This is a genomic window from Microcoleus sp. S1D4 (genome assembly GCF_036700765.1).
Taxonomy (GTDB): domain Bacteria; phylum Cyanobacteriota; class Cyanobacteriia; order Cyanobacteriales; family Microcoleaceae; genus Microcoleus.
Window position 1 is genome coordinate 109,340 of record NZ_JAUBPP010000013.1, and the last position, 21,905, is coordinate 131,244.

A 21,905-nucleotide genomic window follows, 5' to 3' on the forward strand; every position below is an offset into this window, starting at 1 on the left:
CTGGCAATCAAAAAAATGCTGCTCTCACCTAGCGGCTGAAACCGAAAAATTTTACGCGAGTTCCGAACTCGATATCATTCCCAAAATAAAGCACTTTACTCCACCTCAATCTGCTGAATTCGCAGCTATTCACAATTAAAAAATTGCCGAAGTTAGGTAACTTGCCGATGAAGTGAGTGGCAATTATTACGAGGTATTTTATTTGGAAACTAGAAACAACTAAATTAGGATATGTGTAATTTTTCACTGCGAAAAATCGAATCTAGGCAAATGTTACGGATAAATTGGATAAATTTTGAGTTTGATAAATTGCTTAAATTTGCTCCACCGGCAGTTCAATAATAAACTCTGTTCCCTTCCCCGCTTCTGATTCGCACCTGAGCGTTCCTCGGTGATTTTCTACTAGGATTTTGTAGACAATAGACAATCCTAAGCCTGTACCTTTACCGATCGCCTTTGTGGTAAAAAATTGCTCGAACATTCGTTCTTTTACCTCTGCTGTCATTCCCCCTCCCGTGTCAGTAATCCGCACTCTCACGCGATCGCTCCCTGCTACTTCTGTGCGGATATAAATTTTTAACGCAGCATTGGGCTGATTTTGTGCTGTCTCCTCTAAAGCATCGATCGCGTTGCTAATTAGATTCATAAACACTTGATTTATCTGTCCGGCATAACACTCAACACCAGGAATATTTTCATAATTCTTAATTATTTGAATGTCGGGACGGTCTGTTTTAGCATTGAGACGGTTTCGCAAAATTAAGATGGTACTGTCGATGCTGTCGTGCAAGTCGCACTGCGTCATTTTACTGTTATCTGTTCGCGAAAAGCTGCCCATAGATTTGACAATTTCGCGAATTCGTTCGGCACCAATTTGCATGGAAGACATAACTTTAGGCAAGTCTTCAACTAGAAATTCGAGGTCTATTTCTGCGATTGTCTTTTTAATTTCGGCACAGGGATTAGGATTGTATTCTTGATAGAGACATAGCAGGTGCAGCAAATCTTCAGTATAAGTTTTGGCATGGATCGAGTTGCCGTGAATAAAACTAACTGGGTTGTTAATTTCGTGGACGATGCTGGCCATTAATGCTCCTATCGAAGACATTTTTTCGCTGTGCATCAGTTGGGCTTGAGTTTGTTTGAGCTCGCGAAGTGCGCGATCGATCTCGGCGGCTTGAGCTTCGGCTTTCGAGGTAGCAGCACAGCTTTCTTGATACAGTTCAATCTGTTTGAAGTCGATTTCAAATTGTTCGATTTCGCTTTCTTGCTGGTACTGACTCACGACAGCATCGAAAGCTGCTAGCAATTCGTCGCCCGCTGCTGCGATAATATACTTTAGATCGGGATTTTCAAGGCTGAGTTCGGCATCGGGAACTTGCATTAATGCTTTTATTCGATCGATATATTCGCGCACTTGCTTGTCTAGGTACAGCGGCGCCTCAAAATACATTGCTTTGACGGTGGATGAAGGGGGACTCAATAAGTTGCTGCTGTGAGTATTAATTAAGTCGCGGTGCGATTTTGCCATAAGCGCGATCGCCTCTAACAAGTTCCCCCGCAGTTTGGCTCTTTCTGCGGCATTCTGAGAGCAAACTAACCTCATGCAAAAAAAAGCCGATCGCTGGGAAAGCATTCGCTGGCGGCCACTGATGTTGATTACTGCAGCACTAACTTTTCTGGCTGTGGTAATTTCTTCCAGATTAAAGTAGTTGCTCCGCACTGCCATTCGTAATACCTCAGAATCTACTAAATGTCTGTATTTCGTGCTGACACAAGGTGTGATAGACATAAAAAAAAATTACAATACTACCAATATATTATGTATTTTCTGTTGAAGTAGTATCCTAAAATACAATTATTTTTCATTAGTTGTCTATCACAATTTTTAGAATTCGGCTTTTGGCAAAGGTTTTCTTAATTATCCAAAAAATTACAAATCAACTTCGCGATGAATTGAGGTTGAGTTTGTGGCAACCCGTGGGTGGCGTTGGGAATAATTACTAATTCTGCCCCCGGTATCTCCTTGGCGTAGGTTTCACAGTGCCACAGAGGAATTGTTTCGTCGCTATCGGCTGCGATGACTAAGGTAGGAATTTGTAATTTGTGAATTTCTTTTTCGACTGTATCAACTGCGTCTTCCGGCCGCATCCGGCTCATTAAAAATGACCGGGCTACTGGTTGAGACATTAACTCGCGCCGCCACCCGGAAATTTCCTGCAATTTGTCACTTTTTCCTGCAAGACGAGCCACAGGTTTGGCCAACTGCAAGGCCCAATCAACTACTGGGGTTTGCCACAGCAGCGGCCGCAAAGCATCGTATTGACCGCAAAAACTGTCGTCCCGAATTCCTGCTGGTGCTGCTAATATTAAACTGCTGACGGAATTAGGATATTTGAGGGCATATGCAGAGGCTACCCAACCGCCAAAAGAATGCCCGATGATGCTGCAGGGTTCGATGTTTAGTTGTTCTATAACTTGTCGCACAAAGGCAACTTCTACGGCTACGTCGTACTGGATTTGTGGTTTGCTGGATTCTCCAAAACCTAACATATCTAAACTGATGCACCGAAACTGAGATTGCAATATTTCAATTAATGGCAGCCAGCAAGTCTTTTCTCCGAAGAAACCGTGCAGCAGCAATAACGGTGGGCCGCTGCCGATGTCGAGGTAGGCGGCTGTTTGGCTGCTGCTATTGACAAATGTGGTTAGTGTGTGTTTGTGTGCTATTGCTATTGACTGCACGGGCGATCGACTCCTTATAAGTAGAGGGAAGAAGGAAGAAGGAAGAAGGAAGAAGGAAGAAGGAAGAAGGAAGAAGCCATTAGTCCTTAGTCATCAGTGTGTTGCCTCTGAGCTTTCGGTACAACGTCATCAGGAAGAGGGAAGAGGGAAGAAGTCATTAGTCATTAGTCATCAGTGTGTCGCCTCCGAGCTTTCGGTACAACGTCATCAGGAAGAGGGGAGAGGGCTTTAGTTATCTAGGACAGAAGGAAGAAGACATACACAGCGGGCTTTTTAGCGATCGGTATTTTACCTTTGATCGGGTAGATTTATTTATTTAAGCAATATTGTATGTAAACACTTGTAACAAAAAAGCCTCCCAAAGGTTAAACTTCATTGCGGAGTAGGCAATTAGACGTAGACCGTGATACTCTCTAATGTTATTGAAACTACTGCAAACTCAAAGCAGGAGAACACTTTGAACTCTACTTTAAAACGTTACCCAGCTTGCTCCGTGCGCGAAGACGTCAGTGAGTACGTCGCACACCTACAGCTTCACATGACTTTACAAGCTCGCAATTTGCTCCCTAGCATTACTACCGCTAAGGACAGTCGCGAACAATTGTTGCAGCAGACTCAGGCTCATTTTGAGAAACGTGTTTCTAGACAATTTCTATAAATAAATTTTTGGTTTCCCCAATTTTACGATCGCCCGCGATCGACCTTTGGCAAATTTTCAGCGCATCACAGAAACCCGGTATTTTTGAAGATACCGGGTTTCTTTTCGCCTAATTGTAGTGAATTTGTGAGTTGTACTCGTTTGATCGTGTCCGCAGGCGCGATGCTATCTGGCGGTTGAAACCGCGCCTGTACGAACTTTCGTCCGCCTCGGCGCGAGGGGATACTGGGAATCGCTAGAGTAAACGCGGTTTAAATCCCGATTTGATATTGGGCATCGCTACCGATTTTCGGTAATATGCGTTGAGTATGCTTAAATTTTATGCTGATGCGAATTCCGATTATTGCATTTTTGACTCTGGCGCAGGTGGCTGGTGGAGAGTTGTCGGCGCGGGCTCTCGATCTGACAGATGCACCGCGTCAAGTGGAGGTTAGAGAAGCAACCGCAGAGGCGCAGAGGGCGCAGAGGGATGAGGATGAGGTGAGTCCAATTGTGCGGGATTTGCCGGCATCTGATGAGCTCGCGGTTACTGGAGAAGTTAAATCGCCTTCTCTCAAGTCGAATCGCCATAAAGATTTTACATCTGTGTTACAAACTCCGGGGACGATCGCCACCAAACCCGAAACCGAACCGGTAAACAGCAACGCCCGACAGCTAGACGGTACTCGACAAATCAGTCAAGCGGGAAATGCTGAAGGCGTTTATGTGGCTGAGGTGAAAATTCGCTTTGTCAATTCCAGAGGCGAAGCAGTTGATAAAAAAGGCAATCCGATTGTTGGCAGAATTTCGGAAGATTTTATTCGGGGCGAGCTCAAACTAAAGGCGGGGGATAATTACACCGAGCAAGTTGTACGATCTGACTTGCAGCAGTTGCAGCAGTTGAGATTGTTTGACAAGGTGACGGTTTCTACTGAAGAAGTTGGGACGGATATTAATGTAATTTACAATGTCCAACAGCGATCGGCTCGTTCTTTTGGCGTGAGTGCTAGCATTAGCGATGATGTTGGTGTTGCTATTCCTCTTTCCTATGTCGATCGCACTTTCGGCACCAACGCACAGCAGCTATCGGTGGAACTTGAACCCAGCCTCCGAGGTATCCAATACGATGTCGAGTTTGTCAGCCCTTACATTGCTGCCGAAGACCGTTTGGGATACAGTGTGAGAGCTTTTGGCGATCGCAAAATCTCCGAAATTTTCAACAAGGATATCGATTTGCCCAACGGCGATCGAGTTCGGGAAATTCGGATCGGGGGAAATCTCGCAGTTACGCGACCTTTGGGCGATTGGCGGGGAACTTTAGGATTGAATTATACCAATATCAGCACGCGCGATCGCAACTTAAATATTGCTCGCCGCGACGAACGGGGCAATCCTCTCACTTTCAGCGGTTCCGGCGTGGATGAGTTATACACTGTTTCTTTTGGCGCGACGCGCGATCGGCGAAACAATCCCTTTAACCCCACCAGCGGCTCGATTCTCACCCTCAGCACCGAGCAGTCCATACCTCTGGGACGCGGGAACATTGTGAGCAACCGCCTCTTGGCAAACTATATACAATATATCCCCGTCACTTTGCTCGGCATCAGCGAGTCCGAAAACCTGCCAGAAATGCTGGCTTTTAACTTGCAAGGGGGGACTGTCATCGGAGATTTGCCCCCAACAGAAGCGTTTCGCCTCGGCGGGCGCAATTCCGTGCGGGGTTACGATAGCGGGGATATTGGTAGCGGGCGGAGTTATTTTTTGGCTTCCGGCGAGTATCGGTTTCCCGTCGGTAGCGATGTCGGCGGCGTGATATTTGTTGATTTTGCTTCGGATTTGGGAACCGGTGACAGCGTGTTGGGAAAACCGGCTTCGGTGAGGGATAAACCGGGGACTGGGGCGGCTGTTGGGTTGGGTTTAAGGGTGCGATCGCCCATTGGATTAATTCGCTTAGACGTGGGTATTGGCGACTCCGGCGAAACTAAATTTGTGCTCGGTACAAAGCAGCGATTTTAAAGTCCGCAATCTCATTAAAGTTATAGCCCCCTAGGGTAAAAACTTTTTTTCGATCGCGAAAGTCGTCGGGAGAATCTCAGTTTTGATTTGATAAGTGCGATCTCGCAAGAGTTCGCGTGCTTTGTAAAAAATGCTTTTTTCAAAAATGAGATGCTCCCTACGTAACCGCTTAACTATTTGCTTCCTCAATATCAACAATTGTCGGTTGCACCGCCGGAGTCTGCGGATCAAACTTCAACCTATTGAGCGCAGCACTAGCCGCCACAGCCACAGCCCTATCTGTATCTAGCAAAGCTTGTTCCAACAGCGGAATTACTTGTTCCGACTCGATCGATCCTAGTGCTTCCACAGCAGCTTCGCGCACCTCCGGCTGCAAATCTCGAAGTAATTGGCCCAAGGTTTCTATTACTCGATGGCTGTCGTCTGTCAGAGCATTTGCAGCAGCCAAGTTACCTAAAGCAGACGCTGCAAACTTGCGCGTTTCTGAGTCTGGACTTTGAACGCATCCCATCAATTGCTCCACCGAATAGGTTGCTAATTGTCTGGCTATTTCAGGCTGTTGTTCGACTTCAGTTTGTTGATATGAATCAATTGATTGTGGCTCCGAAAAACCTGTATCATTTAACTCTTGTTGAGCTTCTGTTTGGCTTAACTCGCTTGACTGTTCCTGTCCTACTTCTGGTTCGGGTAAATATTCTCCAACTTCTGTTTGATTTAACTGACCAAACTGTCGATCGGGAACTTCTTGTTGTTGGACATTATTCTCGTACTGCTGTTGCAAAGACCCGATAGTAGTCTGCATCTGAGTTTCGTGAGCTTGTAACTGCTCGTGAGCTGCTTGCAACCGACTCTCGTATTCCTCTTGCAAAGCTTCCATACGTAACTGCATCTCAACCTCGCGGTTCTGATATTCCTCGGCAGTCTGTCTCAATCGAATTTCGTGTTCTGATTGCAAAGATTGCAAATGTTCCTCGATTTGAGCTTGATAATTGTGATGCAATTCGTCAGCAACTCTGAGTAAATGATTTTCGTGTTCTGATTGCAAAGATTGCAGGTTTTCTTGCAATTTAGCATTCTGAGCTGCCTCTAATTCCTCGCTGGCTTGTTTGAGTTGATTTTCCTGTGCGCCAGCAACTTGTTGGAGTTGATCGCGTTCTGCTCGAACTTGTTGGAGTTGATTTTCGTATTGAGCGGCAATTTGTTGGAGTTGACTTTCGTATTGAGTTGTAACTTGTCTGAGTAAATTTTCGTGTTCGACAGTGGCTTGTCTAAGCTTATCTTCCTGTTCTCCTGGCTGGGAATCGGCAGTGGGCTGCATCCGAGATATCTGAGCTAGTTCTATATCCTGAGCTATTCTTCGGGTTTGCTGCAAGTATTCTTGTTTTTGCTTTTTTAATCGTTTTTCCACTAATGAGTAAGCAACTGCTACCCCTGCCAAAAAACCTACGATCGCTCCTATGATACCCACGATGGAGTTCCTCCTGACAATATAGTGATGCTGGACTTTGTACATTTAACCATACAGCCTCCTGTAACCGCCTAATAGCAGCAGCCAAGCTGTCACAGCCAGCCAGTGAACCGCTACCGCCGGCCAGATGGAACCGCTTTGCAGGTATGCGATGGAGCACGCTACTCCCAAAATTGCCGCTAGCAGCAAAAACACTGGATTCATAAAGGTCGATCGACCGATCGGATAAAAAGTCAGCGCGTTCAGCGGGTGGTAAACTACAAACAGCACCAAACTCGCCCATCCCCAAAACCACAGCATTAACCCAGGAACATTCTCCCGAAGGTGCGGCAGCATTAACACGCGGAAAAATACTTCCTCGCTAAGCCCCGGACTTAACAAACAGCCTATCAGCACTCCGGTAATGGTAGGCCAAGAGGTTTGCACGTCTATTTTCAGAAATCCCGACCAAAAACCGACGGGAAGCGCGATCGCAGTGTAAGCTAGCACCAGCATAGCTGCAACCAGCCAGTCGGTGAAATCGGGAATAGTTGAAAAAGCCAGGGTGAGGCGGCGCGCCAGTAAGTCCAGCAGCCCGATCGCACTAAAATTTAACATAATCAAATTTAACATTAAAAGTTTTAAGGCTATATTAGTAGTCGGAATAAGGCCTTGTCATTACCCGGTTTCTGGGATGTGTGCGAGGAATCAGAAACCGGGTTTCTTCCTCGCTCTTGGTGAGGATGCGTAAATTATCGCAGAAACTCGGTTTCTTTGAAGGTTGCGCCTGCTTTTCGAGAGACGGGCGATGGAGAAACCGAGTTTTTGAATTGCGGTGCGCGAGGGAACTGAGCAGACGAGCAATTCCCAAAATCGGCAAACACCCTGAAATTATTTGCGTCAATCGTTGGTTACATCTGCCCGATATCTGCGGTTAAAAGATCGAGATCCGACTTCTGCAACTCAAGTCTAGTACATCAGAATCAAAAGCACAAAGTATGTGTTACAAATTAGCTTTTTCTCAATTACCAATTATCAATGATTAGCAATTTGAGTTAAGTTAGCAAACAACTGAGCAACTTTGGTCAAATCTTTATTCCCCGGCGCTATTTCTACGCCGCTAGAAAGGTCAACACCGCTGAAATTACTGCCCTTGGCGCTATCAATTGCATTTAAAACATTCTCCGGTGTTAAACCGCCCGCGAGCAGCCAAGGACAAGGCGGTTTAAACTCTGCCAACATCACCCAGTCTATTGTTTTGCCAGTACCGCCGAGTTGAGCGGGATGGTAAGCATCCAGCAGTAAAGTATCGACGTGAAGGGCATAAATAGCAGCGGTCGCTAAAGTTTCTGGAGTCTTAACTCTCAGGGCTTTGATAATTTCAATTCCCGGCAAAAACTCCCGCAGTCTCGCGCAATATTCTGCTGTTTCATCTCCGTGCAACTGCACCCCGCTTAAATTTGACTCGATCGCTACTTGACAGATGTTTTCTATTGTGGTGTTAGCAAAAACGCCGATGCAATCGACATTTTCCGGCAACTCGATCGCGATCGGGCGAATAGTTTGGGGGCTGACATAGCGCGGGGAAGCGGGCACGCAGATAAACCCCAAAGCATCAGCTCCCAAACGGGCGATCGCCATTCCCTGATCGAGTTTCGTGATTCCGCAAATTTTAACCCGCACTTTTTTTCCTCCGCGATGAATTTGTATCAAAATATAAACAAATTGTTAATTAATAAAACAAATTTTAGTTTAATGCAGAATGCTTTTTATAATTTTGTAGCGCTCGATATTATCTGTGAAATCAGGAAATAACAACATGATTAACTCATCTTTACTGTTAGCCATACAGTCTACCACTCCCTCAACGCCGGAGTGGTCGCCAATGGTAGGCCTGACAATGATTTTATGCAATTTGCTGGCGATCGCGATCGGCTACTACGGCATCAACAAGCAAAACCGAGGCAAAGGCCCTGCTTTACCCGTTGCAGTCCCCGGAATGTTCAAAGGCTTCGGCATCCCGGAATTGCTGGCAACAACCAGCCTCGGCCACTTGTTGGGGGCTGGAGTAATCTTGGGCTTGGGTAACGCCGGAGTTCTGTAGAAACCGCGGCAACGGGAAAGGCAAGGAGAAGAACAGATATAATAGAAACTCTTTCTTGCTCTCCTTTCCCAGGAAAATTTCATGCAGACAGGTTGGCGAATCGGGTCTTTATTTGGCATCCCCCTACTGATAGATTATTCGTGGTTTATAATTTTAGCCCTCGCAACCCGCGAATATGCTAGCAGTTACCGCTTGTGGGGGCCTGCGCTCTCCTGGAGTGCTGGGTTAGCCATAGCTCTGCTGCTGTTTGCTTCCGTGCTGTTGCACGAACTAGGACACAGCTTGGCTGCCATATCGCAAGGGATTAAAGTTAATTCTATTACTCTATTCTTATTTGGTGGTGTTGCATCGATCGACTCGGAATCAAAAACTCCCGGTCAAGCATTTCAAGTAGCCATCGCCGGCCCTCTGATCAGCTTCGCGCTGTTTTTAATCCTCGGTTTGGGTTCTCAAGTTCTCCCTCAAACAAGTTTGATTGCTATTGTAACAGATAGGGTAGCAGAAATAAATTTAGTTTTGGGATTGTTTAACTTAATTCCCGGCTTGCCTTTGGACGGAGGACAAGTCTTAAAATCAGCTATTTGGAAAATTACCGGCTCTCGATTTGTCGGCATTCGCTGGGCGGCAAAAACAGGACAAGTTTTGGGTTGGTTGGCGGTTGTTTTTGGTGTAAGTGTATGTTTGTTAGCGCGCCAGTACGGCGGCTTGTGGATTGCGCTAATCGGCTGGTTTGCGATTCGGAATGCCACAGCCTACAGAGACTTTGCTGCTCTGCAAGAAGCTTTGCTCACAACTAAAGCGGCTGATGCGATGAGCCGCGAATTTCGAGTTGTAGATGCAGATTTGAGTTTGCGAGAATTTGCCGATCGCTATTTGTTAGAAGTCAACCCGTTTCCATTTTACATTGCTGCGACCAACGGGCGAGATTTGGGCTTAGTGTCGATCGACGATATCCGCTTGACAGAACGCAGTCAGTGGCAAATTCAGACTTTGCACAACATTTTGCAACCCCTAGGAAAAACCCCCACAGTCTCACAAAAAGCATCCATCGCCGAAGTCATTAACAGCATGGAAGCCCGTCAACTCCCCCGAATCATCGTCCTCTCGCCTATTGGTTCAGTCGTAGGGACGATCGATCGGGGCGACATCGTGAAAGTTTTGGCGAAATACCTCAAACCCCAGATTTCCGAAGCCGACATCAAGCGCAGCAAAGAAGAAAACATTTATCCCCAGGGATTACAGTTAAATGCGATCGCCAAAACAGCACAGGAAAATTAAAAATTGGGCATCAATCATTGGCATTATTGACATTAAGATGCCAGCAGGCGTGCATAAATAAACCTTAAACCTGAAAAGCTAATTTCCTTACTGTAAGGAACTTCAGGGCGATCGCATTATTCTTTTAATTATGACCGCCTCCGATCGCACTTTGTCCAATAAATTTGAAAAAAAAGAATTATGATGCCCAAATTCTTTAAGAGATTCCATCATCAATTGGGAGAGAAACGTTGGAGTTGGAAAAACTTAACTAATTCCTTCCCCTTCGCTGACTTGCAACCTCTGGCGATTACCTGGATTGTCGTGACGGGAACTCTCTTAGGAGTGCGACATTTAGGTTGGTTGCAGCCATTGGAATTAAAAGCTTTTGACCTGATGGTACAGTTGCGTCCCGATCCGGGCGCTGACCCTAGATTACTCGTAGTAAAAATCACAGAACAGGATATTCGTGCTTTTAAGAAATGGCCAATTTCCGATCGCGTTTTAGCAAAAATGCTCGCCGAATTATCCCGTCTCGAACCCGCAGTTATTGGTATGGATATTATTCGCGATATCCCCTACGAACCGGGAAATGCAGAATTGGCCGCTCAATTCAAAAACCCCAAAATCATCGCGATTACCTCCCTCGGCAACTCCGAGCGCGAGCGAGCTGGACCCCCTCCGAAACTACCCAAAAAACAGATAGGATTTAGCGATTTAATCGTCGATCCAGACGGCATAATTCGCCGCAATTTTCTGTTTACTTTTTATGAAAATTCGACGCTTAATTCATTGGGAATGCGGTTGGCTTATAACTATTTTGACACCAAGAAAATAGAAACAATAATTACAGCAAATAACGAAATCCAAATAGGAAAAACAGTGTTTCGGCGACTGAAGCCGGATTCAGGAGGGTATCAGATAATTAATAGTCAAGGCTATCAAATCATGCTGAATTACCGCTCTCTTACAAATGTCGCAAATACGGTGACACTAAGTCAAGTTTTGGAGCGAAAAGTTGACCCCAAATTGGTCAAGGATAAAATAGTGCTAATCGGCGTTACAGCCCCAACTGTAAGAGATATCTTTTCTACTCCTTACAGCGCTACTGTCAGCGAAAACCGCCTGATGCCTGGAGTATTGATTCACGCAACAACAACTAGCCAAATTATCAGCGCCGTTTTAGATGGTAAAGGGCTATTTTGGTTTTGGGATGAATGGCAAGAAATGCTTTGGATTGCTGTTTGGGGAGGAGTTGGCGGCTGTTTGGCTTGGCGGCTAGAAAATACGCTCAGTTTCACCGTTAGCGCGATCGCACTTGGCGGCATCTTATGGGGATTCACATTTTTTCTATTCACTCAACAAGGGTGGATACCTGTGACAGCGCCGACTCTGGCCTTGGCGATCGCCCCTGTAGCCGTCATCACCTACAAGTACCATCAGTCAAGACAGCAGCAAGAAATTGTTATGAAACTGTTAGGACAACAAACTTCACCGGCGATCGCCAATGCTTTGTGGAAAGAGCGCGTCCATCTCCTCCAGTCCGGGCTATTGCCAGGGCAAAAAGTAACTGCTACAATGCTGCTCACTGACTTGCAAGGTTTTAGCACAATTTCTGAAAAACTACCCCCAGAAATAGTAATGCCTTGGTTAAATGAGTATTTATCAGCAATGGCCGAGGAAGTGCAAAAACATCAAGGCGTAATTAATAAATTTACCGGAGATGGAATGCTGGCAGTATTTGGGGTGCCAATTCCCCGCACAACTCCCGAAGCAATTGCCGAAGATGCTCGCCTTGCGGTATCTTGCGCTCTAGCTATAAGTTCGCGCTTACCAACCATGAATCAAAATTGGAGCGATCGCGGTTTACCAGCGGCAAAAATGCGAGTCGGAATTTTTACAGGGCCGATCGTCGTGGGCAGCTTGGGAGGCAAAACCCGTTTAGAATATGGAGTAATCGGCGACAGTGTAAATATCGCTTCTCGCCTCGAAAGCTGCGAAAAACATCGGCAAGAAGACACCTGCCGGATCTTGATTGGCGAAGAAACTTTAGTACATCTAGAAGGAAAATTTGAAGTAGAATCTTGGGGATCTTTACCTTTAAAAGGCAGGGAACAAAAAGTTAATGTATACCGCGTGTTGGGAGAAAAAAAATGGGTACAGTAAACAGAGACAATATACATTAAAAAACATTGGCAACGGTGATGAAAAAAATTAGTAATTTTCGGCTCAACTCGATCGCCTTTGGTTGCATATTATTGATAGCAACATTTAATACTTGCCAATTGGCAAGTCTGGCACAGCTAGAGCCGAGGGAAGACCCAGGCAAACCGCCGACTCAATCGGGAGGGCCGCGCTTCGTTCAGCCCCGTGAAGATATAGATATGCAGTTCAAGCCACCAGTAACACCACGAATTACGCGCGGCGGCTGCGCGCTCGACTCCAACCCAAATCCAATATATCTCATACCCTTAGTTCCTCCAAATAACTTCGCACGGACTGTTTCCGACTATCCAACATTCTTTTTCAACTGGCCTCCAATAAGAGCGAAATTAGCCGAATTTAGTCTGCTAGATCCAAACGACAAGGAGATTTATAAACAGACTCTCCAAATTAGCAATTTATCAGGGACTGTCGAGGTTCGTATCCCCGCTAATAAAAATGTGCCGCCATTGGAAGTAGGAAAAAATTACCGTTGGAGTTTGACAGTGATTTGCGACAATCCTCAAGATAGATCCGGCGATCTGTTCCAAATGGGTACTGTGCGGCGAGTTGAACTCAGTCCAGATATCCGCAGTCAATTAGAAAAGGCAGATCCGCGCCAGAAAAGCTTTATTTATGCTGAAAATGGGATTTGGCAAGATGCCATCAGCACCCTAGCTGCAGCAAGACGGGCTCAGCCTGACGATCCAACCCTCAAGGCTGATTGGGAAAGCTTGTTGGATTCAGTGAAATTGAGCAAAATTGCCAAAGAGCCGATCGTCCAAACTGAAGTATCTGAACCACAACCATAAAGTAGTTGAAGACGAGCAAATTTTATCAAAAAATTCCAAATAACCCAGACAAAGCGGCGGTTTCAACCGCGTCTACAAAAACAAAGTCGGCCGGCTCCGACTGGTTCGTAAAGAATCTCCAAAACCCGGATTTGGTATAAAGCGTTGCTCAAAGCAACATCCGAAAAAACAACTTTTGCCAGAAGTCTACGATTGAGCAAAAATCCTAGAAACCCGGTTTCTACTATTCGTAAAGTGCGGATATTGCGATAATTGTAGGCTTTGGCTGGCGATCGCGCCATAGACGAGTAATATCAAATCCTCTCTTCATCAGAAGAGTAAATTCACTGTTAACAGTTAACTGTTAACAGTTAACTGTTAACATCATGAGGAGTGCAACCGGAATTGGTATAATAAGTAATTGGACAGAATTAATTACAAACTGATTTTTTGCTGATTCTTTACTAGACAAGGCTTGTAGCCCAGAGTTTTGTGTAATTAATTGTGTCTTACTACTTACCAACTCCGGGTTAGCCACCCCCTTTATTTTTTAGTCGGCGCAGGCCGACATTGTTTGTGTAGATGCGGTTTCAACCGCCGAATCATCTAACACACAATCTAGGTACAAAATCCACCCTTTTTTGCTAACAACCGCTAAAAACTACCGCTAATTATGCCGGCACGCAACAGGTTGCAATTACCAGAAATTGAACTTTCTTACCTAGAATGGAACTCAGCAACCGAGAGCAAAAAAGAAGCAGAAAAAGTTCCGCGCTTGTTGCTGTTGCACGGTTTAGCAGATAGTGCTGTTGTCTGGACTAGCCTCGGCAATTACTTGGCGAACCGCTATCATATTGTAGCGCCGGATATGCGCGGCCACGGAGAGAGCAGCAAACCGGAAACAGGCTATACTTTTGCAAGTGCGATCGCAGATTTAGAAGCTTTGATGGCACATCTCAACTGGTCTTCCTGCCACATTTTAGGACATTCTTGGACGGGAAAACTAGCACCGATTTGGGCGAGACAAAACCCCGATCGCTTTTGCAGTATGATTTTAGTAGACCCGATCTTCATCACCAAACTGCCCGCAGCGATGAAACTCACCCTCCCAATTGTTTACCGAAAATTAGACTGTCTCAAATGTATGGGCCCGTTTGCGAGTTTATCCCAAGCAGAAGCCGCAGCCAAACAATCGGGAGAATACGCTGGTTGGAGTGACGCGCAGCAAATGATATTCCAACACCAAGTCGAACAAAAATTAGACGGAAGTTGGGGTAGTAAATTTACGATTCCCGCCAGAAATCAGATATTTGCAGAAGTGATGAAAGTTGCCGGTTTGACTGAAAATATTGAAATTCCAACTTTGTTCGTACAGCCGGAAAAAGGCGTAAATCGCATGGATTGGCAAATGCAGCCCTACAAGAAATACTTGAAAAATCTTACCGCTACCAAAGTACCGGGGAATCATTGGTGTTTTTTGACTCAACCGGAAACTTTTAATCAAACTGTGGCCAATTTTTTAGAGGGGGCGAGATAGTGAATGTAGAAATTATCGCACATCGGGGTTTTTCGGCGATCGCCCCCGAGAATACTTTAGCAGCTTTTGAACTGGCGATCGCCCGTGGAGCCGATTCGATCGAATTTGACATCCAACTATCCGCCGACAGCGTACCGGTGATTTTTCACGACACAACACTAGATAGAATCACTGGATTTTCTGGTAAAGTCAGGGAACAAACTCTGTCTCAATTGCAGAAACTTGATGCGGGAAAATGGTTTAGCGATGAATTTTCAGGACAAAAAATCCCTACTTTCGCAGAAGCATTAGTTATCCTGAAAAAAGTTGACAAATTTCTCTATTTTGATGTCAAGCCCCATTGCGAATGGTCGGATGCAGAAGTTGCGGATTTTGTCAATACTTTGAATGGTGCAGGAATCAAAGAAAAATGCGTTATTACCTCGTTTAGTGATGGATTTTTGGCACAAGTGCGGCGGCTGTCTGGCGATTTGGCGATCGGACATATCGTTGCTAATCTAGAAGCATACAAAACTCAATTATCTCAAGCTGTGGCGCATGGCGATCGCTTGATTAGCAGCCAGTATCGCATTTTGCTGGAAAATCCCGCACTGATTCAAGAAAGCCGGAGTCAGGGAGTTGACATTGTGGTGTGGACGGTGGACGATCCAGAAGATAGGCAAAAATTAATTGATTTGGGTATAACTCGGATTGTCACTAATTGTTTGATATGATCTTTTTTAACCGCAGATTAACGCAGATTAACGCCAGATAATAGATGAATTATTTTCGCCAAAGCATCCAGGAAATGTCGGGTTACGTGCCGGGAGAACAGCCACCGCTAGGCACAAAAATTATTAAATTAAATTCTAATGAAAATCCCTATCCGCCTTCTCCAAAAGCCTTAAAAGTGCTTCACGAAATAGACGGAGAAATGCTGCGGCGCTATCCAGATCCAACGGGTAAAAAATTCCGCATCGCTGCTAGTCAAGTTTTGGGAGTTCCTGACGATTGGATTGCTGTAGGTAACGGCAGCGATGATTTATTGAACTTGATAGTTCGTGCTGTGGGCGAACCGGGAAAACAGATTGTTTGTCCCGCGCCAACCTATGTATTGTACCGCACTTTGGCACAAATTCAAGATGCAGAATTTGTCGAAGTTCCCTATCCAGACGACTACCAGTTACCAGTCGATTTGCTAATAGCTGCTAAAGGTGCTGTGACATTTGTAGCCTCGCCCAACAGTCCCTCGGGAACAGCTATTTCTGTGGCAGATTTGGAGAAATTGGCTCAAGAGTTATCGGGTATTCTTGTCATTGATGAAGCTTATGTAGATTTCGCCGAAGACAATGCTTTGGAGTTGACAAAAAAGTACAGTAATGTTATAGTTTTGAGAACTCTTTCAAAAGGTTATTCTCTAGCAGGATTGAGGTTGGGTTTTGCTATAGCAAATCCGCTGCTGCTGGCTGAATTAAATAAAATCAAAGACAGCTACAATGTTGATGCTGTAGCCTATGCAGTGGCGGCGAGTGCGATCGCAGATTCAGAGCACAAAACAGCCAACGCCGAAAAAGTCAAGGCTTCCAGAGCAAAACTAGCCGTCATTTTCAAAGAATTAGGCTTTGAAGTTTGGCCATCGCAAACCAACTTTTTGTTAGTTAGGCCGCTGGGCGGCGATGCAGAAAGAATTTATCAAACACTGAAACAACGGGGAATACTGATTCGATACTTCAATCAGCCGCGATTAGAAGACAAATTGCGAATTAGTGTAGGTACGGAAGAACAGAATCAAATATTACTTAAAACCTTGAAGGAAATTCTCTAAATAACGATCGCACTAATATAGGTTCGTAGTGCGGACTTCAGTCCGCTCTATATTGCGGACTAAAGTCCGCACTACGAACCGTTTGATGAGGGATAATTATTAGGATTGTCGATCGCCAGCCCGGCCGACTGAGCAATATCCAGCAATCGGTTGTCCGCCGAAACAAAAATTAGTTGAGTTTCTGGCATTGATCTTAAAACAGATTGAACGCGCAAAGCAGCCGCCAATTGCACAGCATCATAAGCCCGCAGCGGATATTGAACAATCAGTTCACCCGCCCTTTCAACCAGTGCCTCATCAACTTCAATAACTCTATACCGACTATTGAATTCAGAGCGAAAATTTTGAATAAGTGCAGCAACTTCTGCAGCATTTATACCGCCTTCACGCTGTCTTCGTGCAAAGGCACTAAGAACTTCCACCCAGGTAATGCGGATGAGAAGCAGCGAGTTACCAGTCTGGGAATCCGTGAGAGTCTTGATCCAAGGGCTGCCAATTTCAACCACATATCTTTTGATGAGAGCGCTGCTATCCAAAAAATAAATGTTTACCACGGGCCGCGATCCTCGATAATCATTTCTGATAGAGGCTTCCCCGGTTTTCCCCCTAACTTTTTAGCCAATTCATACACATCTTCGTCGGTTAGAGCCTCGACATTCTGGGGAGTGTTAGGTAGTGGAGTCACCAATCCTCGATCGACTAACAACTGGATTGCCAATTCTGCCTGCTTTTTTGAATCGTCAAGCCAGAGTTGAATCTGCACAGTTTCCCCATCATTCAACGACAAAGGAGTCAGGGGACGAAAAACCCCGTTTTCGTACACAGCAGTAATAGTTTCGGGCATACTTAGCCTCTTAATTAAATGCTTTGACTTATTGTACTTCTTTTAATTATACCATTTTTCTAAAGATGTACTATAGATGAAGTCTTAGCCCCCCCGAAATCGCGGGGGGGTTGGGGGGGTAATATCTAGCGCTACTTTATGAAATTGTAACTACTTCGTTGCTACTACAGCCAAATTCCAAGCCAACCGCTTCATCAAAGGCAACTTCTTTAAAAACCCATCCAACCCTTCCAATCGAGAATATTCCGGTTTCAATCTCTCTTGTTCAATAATAATTTTTTTCCAGTAACGCTCCTCATTGGGATGTATTTTCTCGATCAAATAAAAGCGTAAAAAAATCCACAGCGCCGCCAGCCAAAATGTATCGTAAGCCGTCTTTGAAAACAAAGACTCGACAAAATTCACAATATTAATATCCAAAGGACTTTCATCCTCAGTTCGCACCTCAGTCGCCATTCTGCGGTAAACATTAATCACCGGATTGTGCTTCATCGGGTCCCAAAAACAAGCTTTTCCCCCTGGTTTCAGCACGCGCTGCATTTCGCGAATTGCTTTTTCTGGTTCCGGTAAATGGTGCAGCAAGTTAGAAGCGTAAACAATATCAAAACTGTTATCTGGAAAATCTAGCGCCATTGCATTGACAGTGCAACCTTCTATGATAACGCCATTTTTTTCTGCCAATTTCATGGCCACATCTACCATGCCCTGAGAATAGTCTGCAGCTACGCATTGCGCGCCTTTTTTGGCAAAATAAACGCTATTTTCTCCGGCACCACAGCCTAAATCTAAGAGGCGTTTCCCGGTAATATCGCCGATTTGTTTGAGGATAAATCTATTTTCTGGGGCAGTACAAGCTTCAAAGTAATCATTGACTCGAATGCCGTCAATATCTATTGTTGATGCCCAGGCATCGTGGAATTCTCGCTCTTTGTTTAAGGTTTCTTCTTGCATTTTTTACATGATTATTTTTAGGTAATTAAGTTAATTTTTTAACCGCAGATGAACGCGGATTAAGGCAGATTAATTGAGTTTGCTCTGCTTCGATCTGGGTTCGTCTGCGGTTTGGTTTAAGCAAGATGGTTGACTGCAAATTGATCAGCGCTGTGCTTGTGCAACAACTTGATTGGCGATCGCAGTTGGCTGTTCGGAGGATTTTTCAGGCTGCAATGACACGTACAGTCGATTTAAGGCGCTGATGTATGCTTCTGCGGAGGCGACTATGATGTCGGTGTTTGCTGAGTGACCGGAAAATACTTTCCCTTCGTGGCGCAGACGAATTGTTACTTCGCCGATCGCATCTATGCCGGCTGTCACCGATTGTACAGAAAACTCGATCAACTCATTCGGTACGTTTACCACGCGGTTGATTGCCCTGTAAATCGCATCCACAGGCCCAGTGCCGATCGCAGCATCCGTCAATTCTTCTCCCGATGGATTCCGCACCGTAACGGTTGCTGTCGGGCGAGATTTGTCGCCGCAGGAAACCTGCACCAATTCTAACCGGAACAGTTCCGGTGCTTGGTGGGCTTCGTTGTTGGCGATCGCCTCCAAATCCCAATCGGTAATCTCTTTTTTCTTGTCCGCTAAATCCTTAAACTTGACAAAAGCCTTATTTAGCTCATCGTCAGCCATTTCAAAACCCAACTCTTTTAAGCGAGTGTGAAAAGCGTGGCGGCCGGATAATTTGCCCAGTACGATTTGATTTTCCGTTAAGCCGATCGACTCAGCGTCCATAATCTCGTATGTCAGCTTATTTTTCAGCACCCCATCTTGGTGAATTCCCGACTCGTGGGCGAAAGCATTTGCGCCGACAATCGCCTTATTTGGCTGTACCAACATCCCCGTTAAATTGGAAACCAAGCGGGAAGTTTTGTAAATTTGGCGCGAATCAATATTCGTCAGCGGTTCTTCAGAATCGGCTGGCCGGCCCAAGAACGGATTGAAATATTGTCGCCGCACGTAAAGCGCCATTACCAACTCTTCCAAAGCCGCATTTCCCGCCCGTTCGCCAATCCCGTTAATCGTGCATTCTAACTGTCTGGCACCATTTTTTACCGCTTCCAAAAAGTTAGCAACAGCCAATCCTAAGTCATTGTGACCGTGAACTGAAATAATTGCCCGATCGATATTCGGCACATTTTCTTTAATTCCCCGAATCAAAGCCCCAAACTCGTTCGGAGTCGTGTAGCCGACAGTATCGGGAATATTCACAGTAGTTGCACCGGCGGCGATCGCCCGTTCCAGAACCTGATACAAAAACTCTGGTTCCGAACGACAAGCATCTTCCGGCGAAAACTCCACATCTTCCACAAAAGACTTAGCATAGGCCACCATTTCCGGCACAATTTCCAGAACCTCAGCCCGCGTCTTTTTCAGCTTATATTCCAAGTGAATGTCAGACGTAGCCAGAAACGTATGAATTCGCGAATTTACCGCTGGTTTCAGAGCTTCGGCTGCTGTTTTGATATCCGGCTTTCTCGCCCTTGCCAAACCGCAAATTGTCGGCCCATTTTCCGTGCCGACCGATCGCGCTATTTTTTGGACGGCCTCAAAATCTCCCGTGCTGGTGAAAGGGAAACCCGCTTCTATCACATCCACGCCCAATCTAGCTAACTGGCGAGCGATCGTCAGCTTTTCATCCACATTCAGAGATGCGCCCGGAGATTGTTCTCCGTCCCGCAAAGTCGTATCGAAAATAATAATCCGGTCTTGACTTGGTTGAGTTTTCATAGCTCTAAAAAAGTGTTTTCCTGATTTCTACTTGTTTGTGTTTCTGGATTTTTAGCCTTCAGTCACCAGTCCCATGTCTCCCGCCAATAACGAATATTTAATAACCCATAACTGATGACTGTTGACTGTTGACTGTTAGTTGTTATTGGGAATTGAGAATTGGAAAGTGGGAATTCGTAGCAAGTAACCAATAACTAATAACCAATAACTAATAACCAATTCCCAATTCCCAACAACTAATGACTAATGACTAATGACTACTGACTACTGACTACTGACTAATAATCCATTTTTTCGATATGTTCCCGAATTTCATTTAAGTCTATATACCTATCTGTAGCATTTCGTAACTCTCTAGCAATCATTCCTTCGGTGGATACCACAGTAATATGAGTATTTTTTGACCGCAGTAGCTCGATCGCCCGCTCAAAATCTCCATCCCCGCTAAACAGTACAACTTGGTCGTATTGATCTACCGTATTAAACATATCAACCACAATTTCTATGTCTAAATTAGCTTTTTGAGAATATCTGCCCGAAGCATCATCGTAATATTCCTTAAGAATCTTAGTACGAACCGTGTAACCCAGACTAATTAAAGCATCTCGAAATCCCCTTTGATCTTGCGGGTCTTTCAAACCCGTATACCAGAAAGCATTGATCAAGATGACATTTGGCTGCGAAGTTTTGAAATATTCGAGCACCCTGCGAGGATCAAAAAACCAACCGTTCTTTTGTTGAGCGTAGAACATATTGTTCCCGTCAACAAAAATAGAAAGGCGGTTCATTAAGTTTGTCATAGAACTTAGACCTAATAATTGTAGAAAGAAGTTAATCTAAATATCACATTTTAGCAATATGGAGCTAACTGAGGCAATAGATTAAACTTCAGAAAACTCCATCCCTCCAGTATTTCATATTTTCGGCTCTACCGCCAGAGGGTGATTTTAAAGCTGCTTGCATTCGATCGACCGAGCAAGGTCGATCGAACCAGATTCCCGATAACTCATGTTCAGTCGTTGTCGGCTGCTGGGTCAAAGTTAATTGGGGTTGAAACTACCGCCAAGCAGGCTTGCACCCAGCGCATTACTTTACCTTATACTCCCCTAATTTGATAGCTGAGGGTAGAAGTGCTCAAGCCTTTTTGCTTTCCAGGGCCCAGCGAGCTAATTCTGTTCGGTTGTGCAGACCTGTTTTGCCTAGCATATTGCTGACGTGGCTCTCTATAGTCCGCTGGCTAACATTCATGATGTCTGCAATTTGGCGGTTTGCCATACCCTGCGCTAGCAACTGTACCACCTTTAACTCAGTTGGAGTCAATTCGACATGGCGACGGGCTTTAATTCTTGGGCCGCTCTCAATACCTGGAGTAGAGTGGCGAATTAAACGAGATGCTGCTTTCAGGGAAGACTCTACTTGAGCTACCAGTTCTTCGGGTTCAAAAGGTTTAACTATATAAACGTCAGCCCCAGTGCTCAAGCCTTTTACTCGATCGGAACTTTGACCTTTTGCTGACAAGAAAAGAACTGGAATCCAGTTCGTGCGCGGGTCTTCTCTGATTTGTCTGACTAAAGTGTACCCGTCCATTTCTGGCATCATCACATCGCAGATGATCAAGTCGGGGATTTCTTCTTCGAGTTTTTCTAGGGCGTGTCTGCCGTTTTCTGCTGTGATGACGTTATAACCCCGAAATTCTAAGTAATCCTTGACTAGCAAGATCAAGTTTGGGTCGTCGTCAACCAGCATCAGCCTTTTTTGGTCTCCTGAGTTATCCTTCATGTTTGTTCCCGC

The 21,905-nt window shown here is 45.2% G+C and carries 22 protein-coding genes; 10 read left to right on the forward strand and 12 right to left on the reverse strand.

What is annotated here, in order from left to right:
- Positions 1-313: 313 nt before the first annotated feature.
- Positions 314-1,792, reverse strand: coding sequence for an ATP-binding protein (locus QT998_RS15405; RefSeq protein ID WP_333092152.1), 1,479 nt, complete (start codon positions 1,790-1,792; stop codon positions 314-316).
- A gap of 125 nt (positions 1,793-1,917) precedes the next feature.
- On the reverse strand, positions 1,918-2,745 hold the full coding sequence (locus QT998_RS15410) for an alpha/beta fold hydrolase (RefSeq protein ID WP_333092154.1): 828 nt from the start codon (positions 2,743-2,745) through the stop codon (positions 1,918-1,920).
- On the opposite strand from QT998_RS15410, the gene QT998_RS15415 reads away from it, so the two are divergent.
- The 3 genes from QT998_RS15415 to QT998_RS15425 all read left to right on the forward strand — a co-directional run bounded on the left by QT998_RS15415 (position 2,720) and on the right by QT998_RS15425 (position 5,398).
- A complete protein-coding gene (locus QT998_RS15415) occupies positions 2,720-2,977 on the forward strand; it encodes a hypothetical protein (RefSeq protein WP_333092155.1) in 258 nt (85 codons plus the stop codon). The genes QT998_RS15410 and QT998_RS15415 overlap by 26 nt on opposite strands.
- A gap of 225 nt (positions 2,978-3,202) precedes the next feature.
- Positions 3,203-3,403 (forward strand): hypothetical protein, encoded by a 201-nt coding sequence (locus QT998_RS15420; RefSeq protein WP_194069799.1) that lies wholly within the window; start codon positions 3,203-3,205, stop codon positions 3,401-3,403.
- A gap of 321 nt (positions 3,404-3,724) precedes the next feature.
- On the forward strand, positions 3,725-5,398 hold the full coding sequence (locus QT998_RS15425; protein ID WP_333116476.1) for a BamA/TamA family outer membrane protein: 1,674 nt from the start codon (positions 3,725-3,727) through the stop codon (positions 5,396-5,398).
- Between the two features lie 169 nt (positions 5,399-5,567).
- Here QT998_RS15425 and QT998_RS15430 read toward each other — a convergent pair whose 3' ends face one another.
- The 3 genes from QT998_RS15430 to QT998_RS15440 form a co-directional block, all read right to left on the reverse strand.
- Positions 5,568-6,866 (reverse strand): HEAT repeat domain-containing protein, encoded by a 1,299-nt coding sequence (locus QT998_RS15430; protein WP_333116478.1) that lies wholly within the window; start codon positions 6,864-6,866, stop codon positions 5,568-5,570.
- 45 nt (positions 6,867-6,911) lie between these two features.
- Complete coding sequence (locus tag QT998_RS15435; protein ID WP_333092160.1) at positions 6,912-7,463, reverse strand: CPBP family glutamic-type intramembrane protease; 552 nt, start codon at positions 7,461-7,463, stop codon at positions 6,912-6,914.
- 417 nt (positions 7,464-7,880) lie between these two features.
- Positions 7,881-8,528, reverse strand: coding sequence for a phosphoribosylanthranilate isomerase (locus QT998_RS15440; RefSeq protein ID WP_333092162.1), 648 nt, complete (start codon positions 8,526-8,528; stop codon positions 7,881-7,883).
- Positions 8,529-8,664: 136 nt separating this feature from the next.
- Here QT998_RS15440 and psaK point away from each other — a divergent pair, with 136 nt between their 5' ends.
- From psaK to QT998_RS15460, 4 genes are all read left to right on the forward strand, one after another.
- On the forward strand, positions 8,665-8,949 hold the full coding sequence (psaK, locus tag QT998_RS15445) for a photosystem I reaction center subunit PsaK (RefSeq protein WP_194069813.1): 285 nt from the start codon (positions 8,665-8,667) through the stop codon (positions 8,947-8,949).
- 81 nt (positions 8,950-9,030) lie between these two features.
- The gene (locus tag QT998_RS15450; RefSeq protein WP_333092164.1) at positions 9,031-10,227 is read left to right on the forward strand and encodes a site-2 protease family protein; all 1,197 of its coding nucleotides are present in this window, start codon (positions 9,031-9,033) and stop codon (positions 10,225-10,227) included.
- A 180-nt stretch (positions 10,228-10,407) separates the two neighbouring features.
- A complete protein-coding gene (locus tag QT998_RS15455) occupies positions 10,408-12,372 on the forward strand; it encodes a CHASE2 domain-containing protein (protein WP_333092166.1) in 1,965 nt (654 codons plus the stop codon).
- 38 nt (positions 12,373-12,410) lie between these two features.
- On the forward strand, positions 12,411-13,220 hold the full coding sequence (locus QT998_RS15460) for a DUF928 domain-containing protein (protein WP_333092168.1): 810 nt from the start codon (positions 12,411-12,413) through the stop codon (positions 13,218-13,220).
- A gap of 62 nt (positions 13,221-13,282) precedes the next feature.
- Here QT998_RS15460 and QT998_RS15465 read toward each other — a convergent pair whose 3' ends face one another.
- The gene (locus QT998_RS15465; RefSeq protein WP_333092169.1) at positions 13,283-13,501 is read right to left on the reverse strand and encodes a hypothetical protein; all 219 of its coding nucleotides are present in this window, start codon (positions 13,499-13,501) and stop codon (positions 13,283-13,285) included.
- 371 nt (positions 13,502-13,872) lie between these two features.
- On the opposite strand from QT998_RS15465, the gene QT998_RS15470 reads away from it, so the two are divergent.
- The 3 genes from QT998_RS15470 to hisC are packed head-to-tail and all read left to right on the forward strand — an operon-like array spanning position 13,873 to position 16,540.
- Positions 13,873-14,736, forward strand: coding sequence for an alpha/beta fold hydrolase (locus QT998_RS15470; RefSeq protein WP_333116480.1), 864 nt, complete (start codon positions 13,873-13,875; stop codon positions 14,734-14,736).
- Positions 14,736-15,449, forward strand: a complete 714-nt coding sequence (locus QT998_RS15475; protein ID WP_333092171.1) for a glycerophosphodiester phosphodiesterase — start codon at positions 14,736-14,738, stop codon at positions 15,447-15,449. Before QT998_RS15470 ends, QT998_RS15475 begins: the two co-directional genes overlap by 1 nt.
- Before the next feature lie 44 nt (positions 15,450-15,493).
- On the forward strand, positions 15,494-16,540 hold the full coding sequence (hisC, locus tag QT998_RS15480) for a histidinol-phosphate transaminase (protein WP_333116483.1): 1,047 nt from the start codon (positions 15,494-15,496) through the stop codon (positions 16,538-16,540).
- 71 nt (positions 16,541-16,611) lie between these two features.
- On the opposite strand, the gene QT998_RS15485 is transcribed toward hisC, so the two are convergent.
- The 6 genes from QT998_RS15485 to QT998_RS15510 form a co-directional block, all read right to left on the reverse strand.
- Positions 16,612-17,094: a type II toxin-antitoxin system VapC family toxin gene (locus QT998_RS15485; protein WP_333092174.1), complete on the reverse strand. Its 483-nt coding sequence runs from the start codon at positions 17,092-17,094 to the stop codon at positions 16,612-16,614.
- Positions 17,088-17,384, reverse strand: a complete 297-nt coding sequence (locus tag QT998_RS15490) for an antitoxin family protein (RefSeq protein ID WP_333092175.1) — start codon at positions 17,382-17,384, stop codon at positions 17,088-17,090. The genes QT998_RS15485 and QT998_RS15490 overlap by 7 nt, the downstream gene beginning before the upstream one ends.
- A gap of 150 nt (positions 17,385-17,534) precedes the next feature.
- Positions 17,535-18,335, reverse strand: a complete 801-nt coding sequence (locus tag QT998_RS15495; RefSeq protein ID WP_333116486.1) for a class I SAM-dependent methyltransferase — start codon at positions 18,333-18,335, stop codon at positions 17,535-17,537.
- Positions 18,336-18,479: 144 nt separating this feature from the next.
- Positions 18,480-20,114 carry a 2-isopropylmalate synthase gene (locus QT998_RS15500; RefSeq protein WP_333092176.1) on the reverse strand — a complete coding sequence of 545 codons (1,635 nt, stop codon included), beginning with the start codon at positions 20,112-20,114 and terminating at the stop codon, positions 18,480-18,482.
- A gap of 278 nt (positions 20,115-20,392) precedes the next feature.
- On the reverse strand, positions 20,393-20,914 hold the full coding sequence (locus QT998_RS15505; protein ID WP_006633075.1) for a LabA-like NYN domain-containing protein: 522 nt from the start codon (positions 20,912-20,914) through the stop codon (positions 20,393-20,395).
- Between the two features lie 334 nt (positions 20,915-21,248).
- Positions 21,249-21,893 carry a response regulator transcription factor gene (locus QT998_RS15510; protein WP_194011504.1) on the reverse strand — a complete coding sequence of 215 codons (645 nt, stop codon included), beginning with the start codon at positions 21,891-21,893 and terminating at the stop codon, positions 21,249-21,251.
- Positions 21,894-21,905 lie beyond the last annotated feature (12 nt).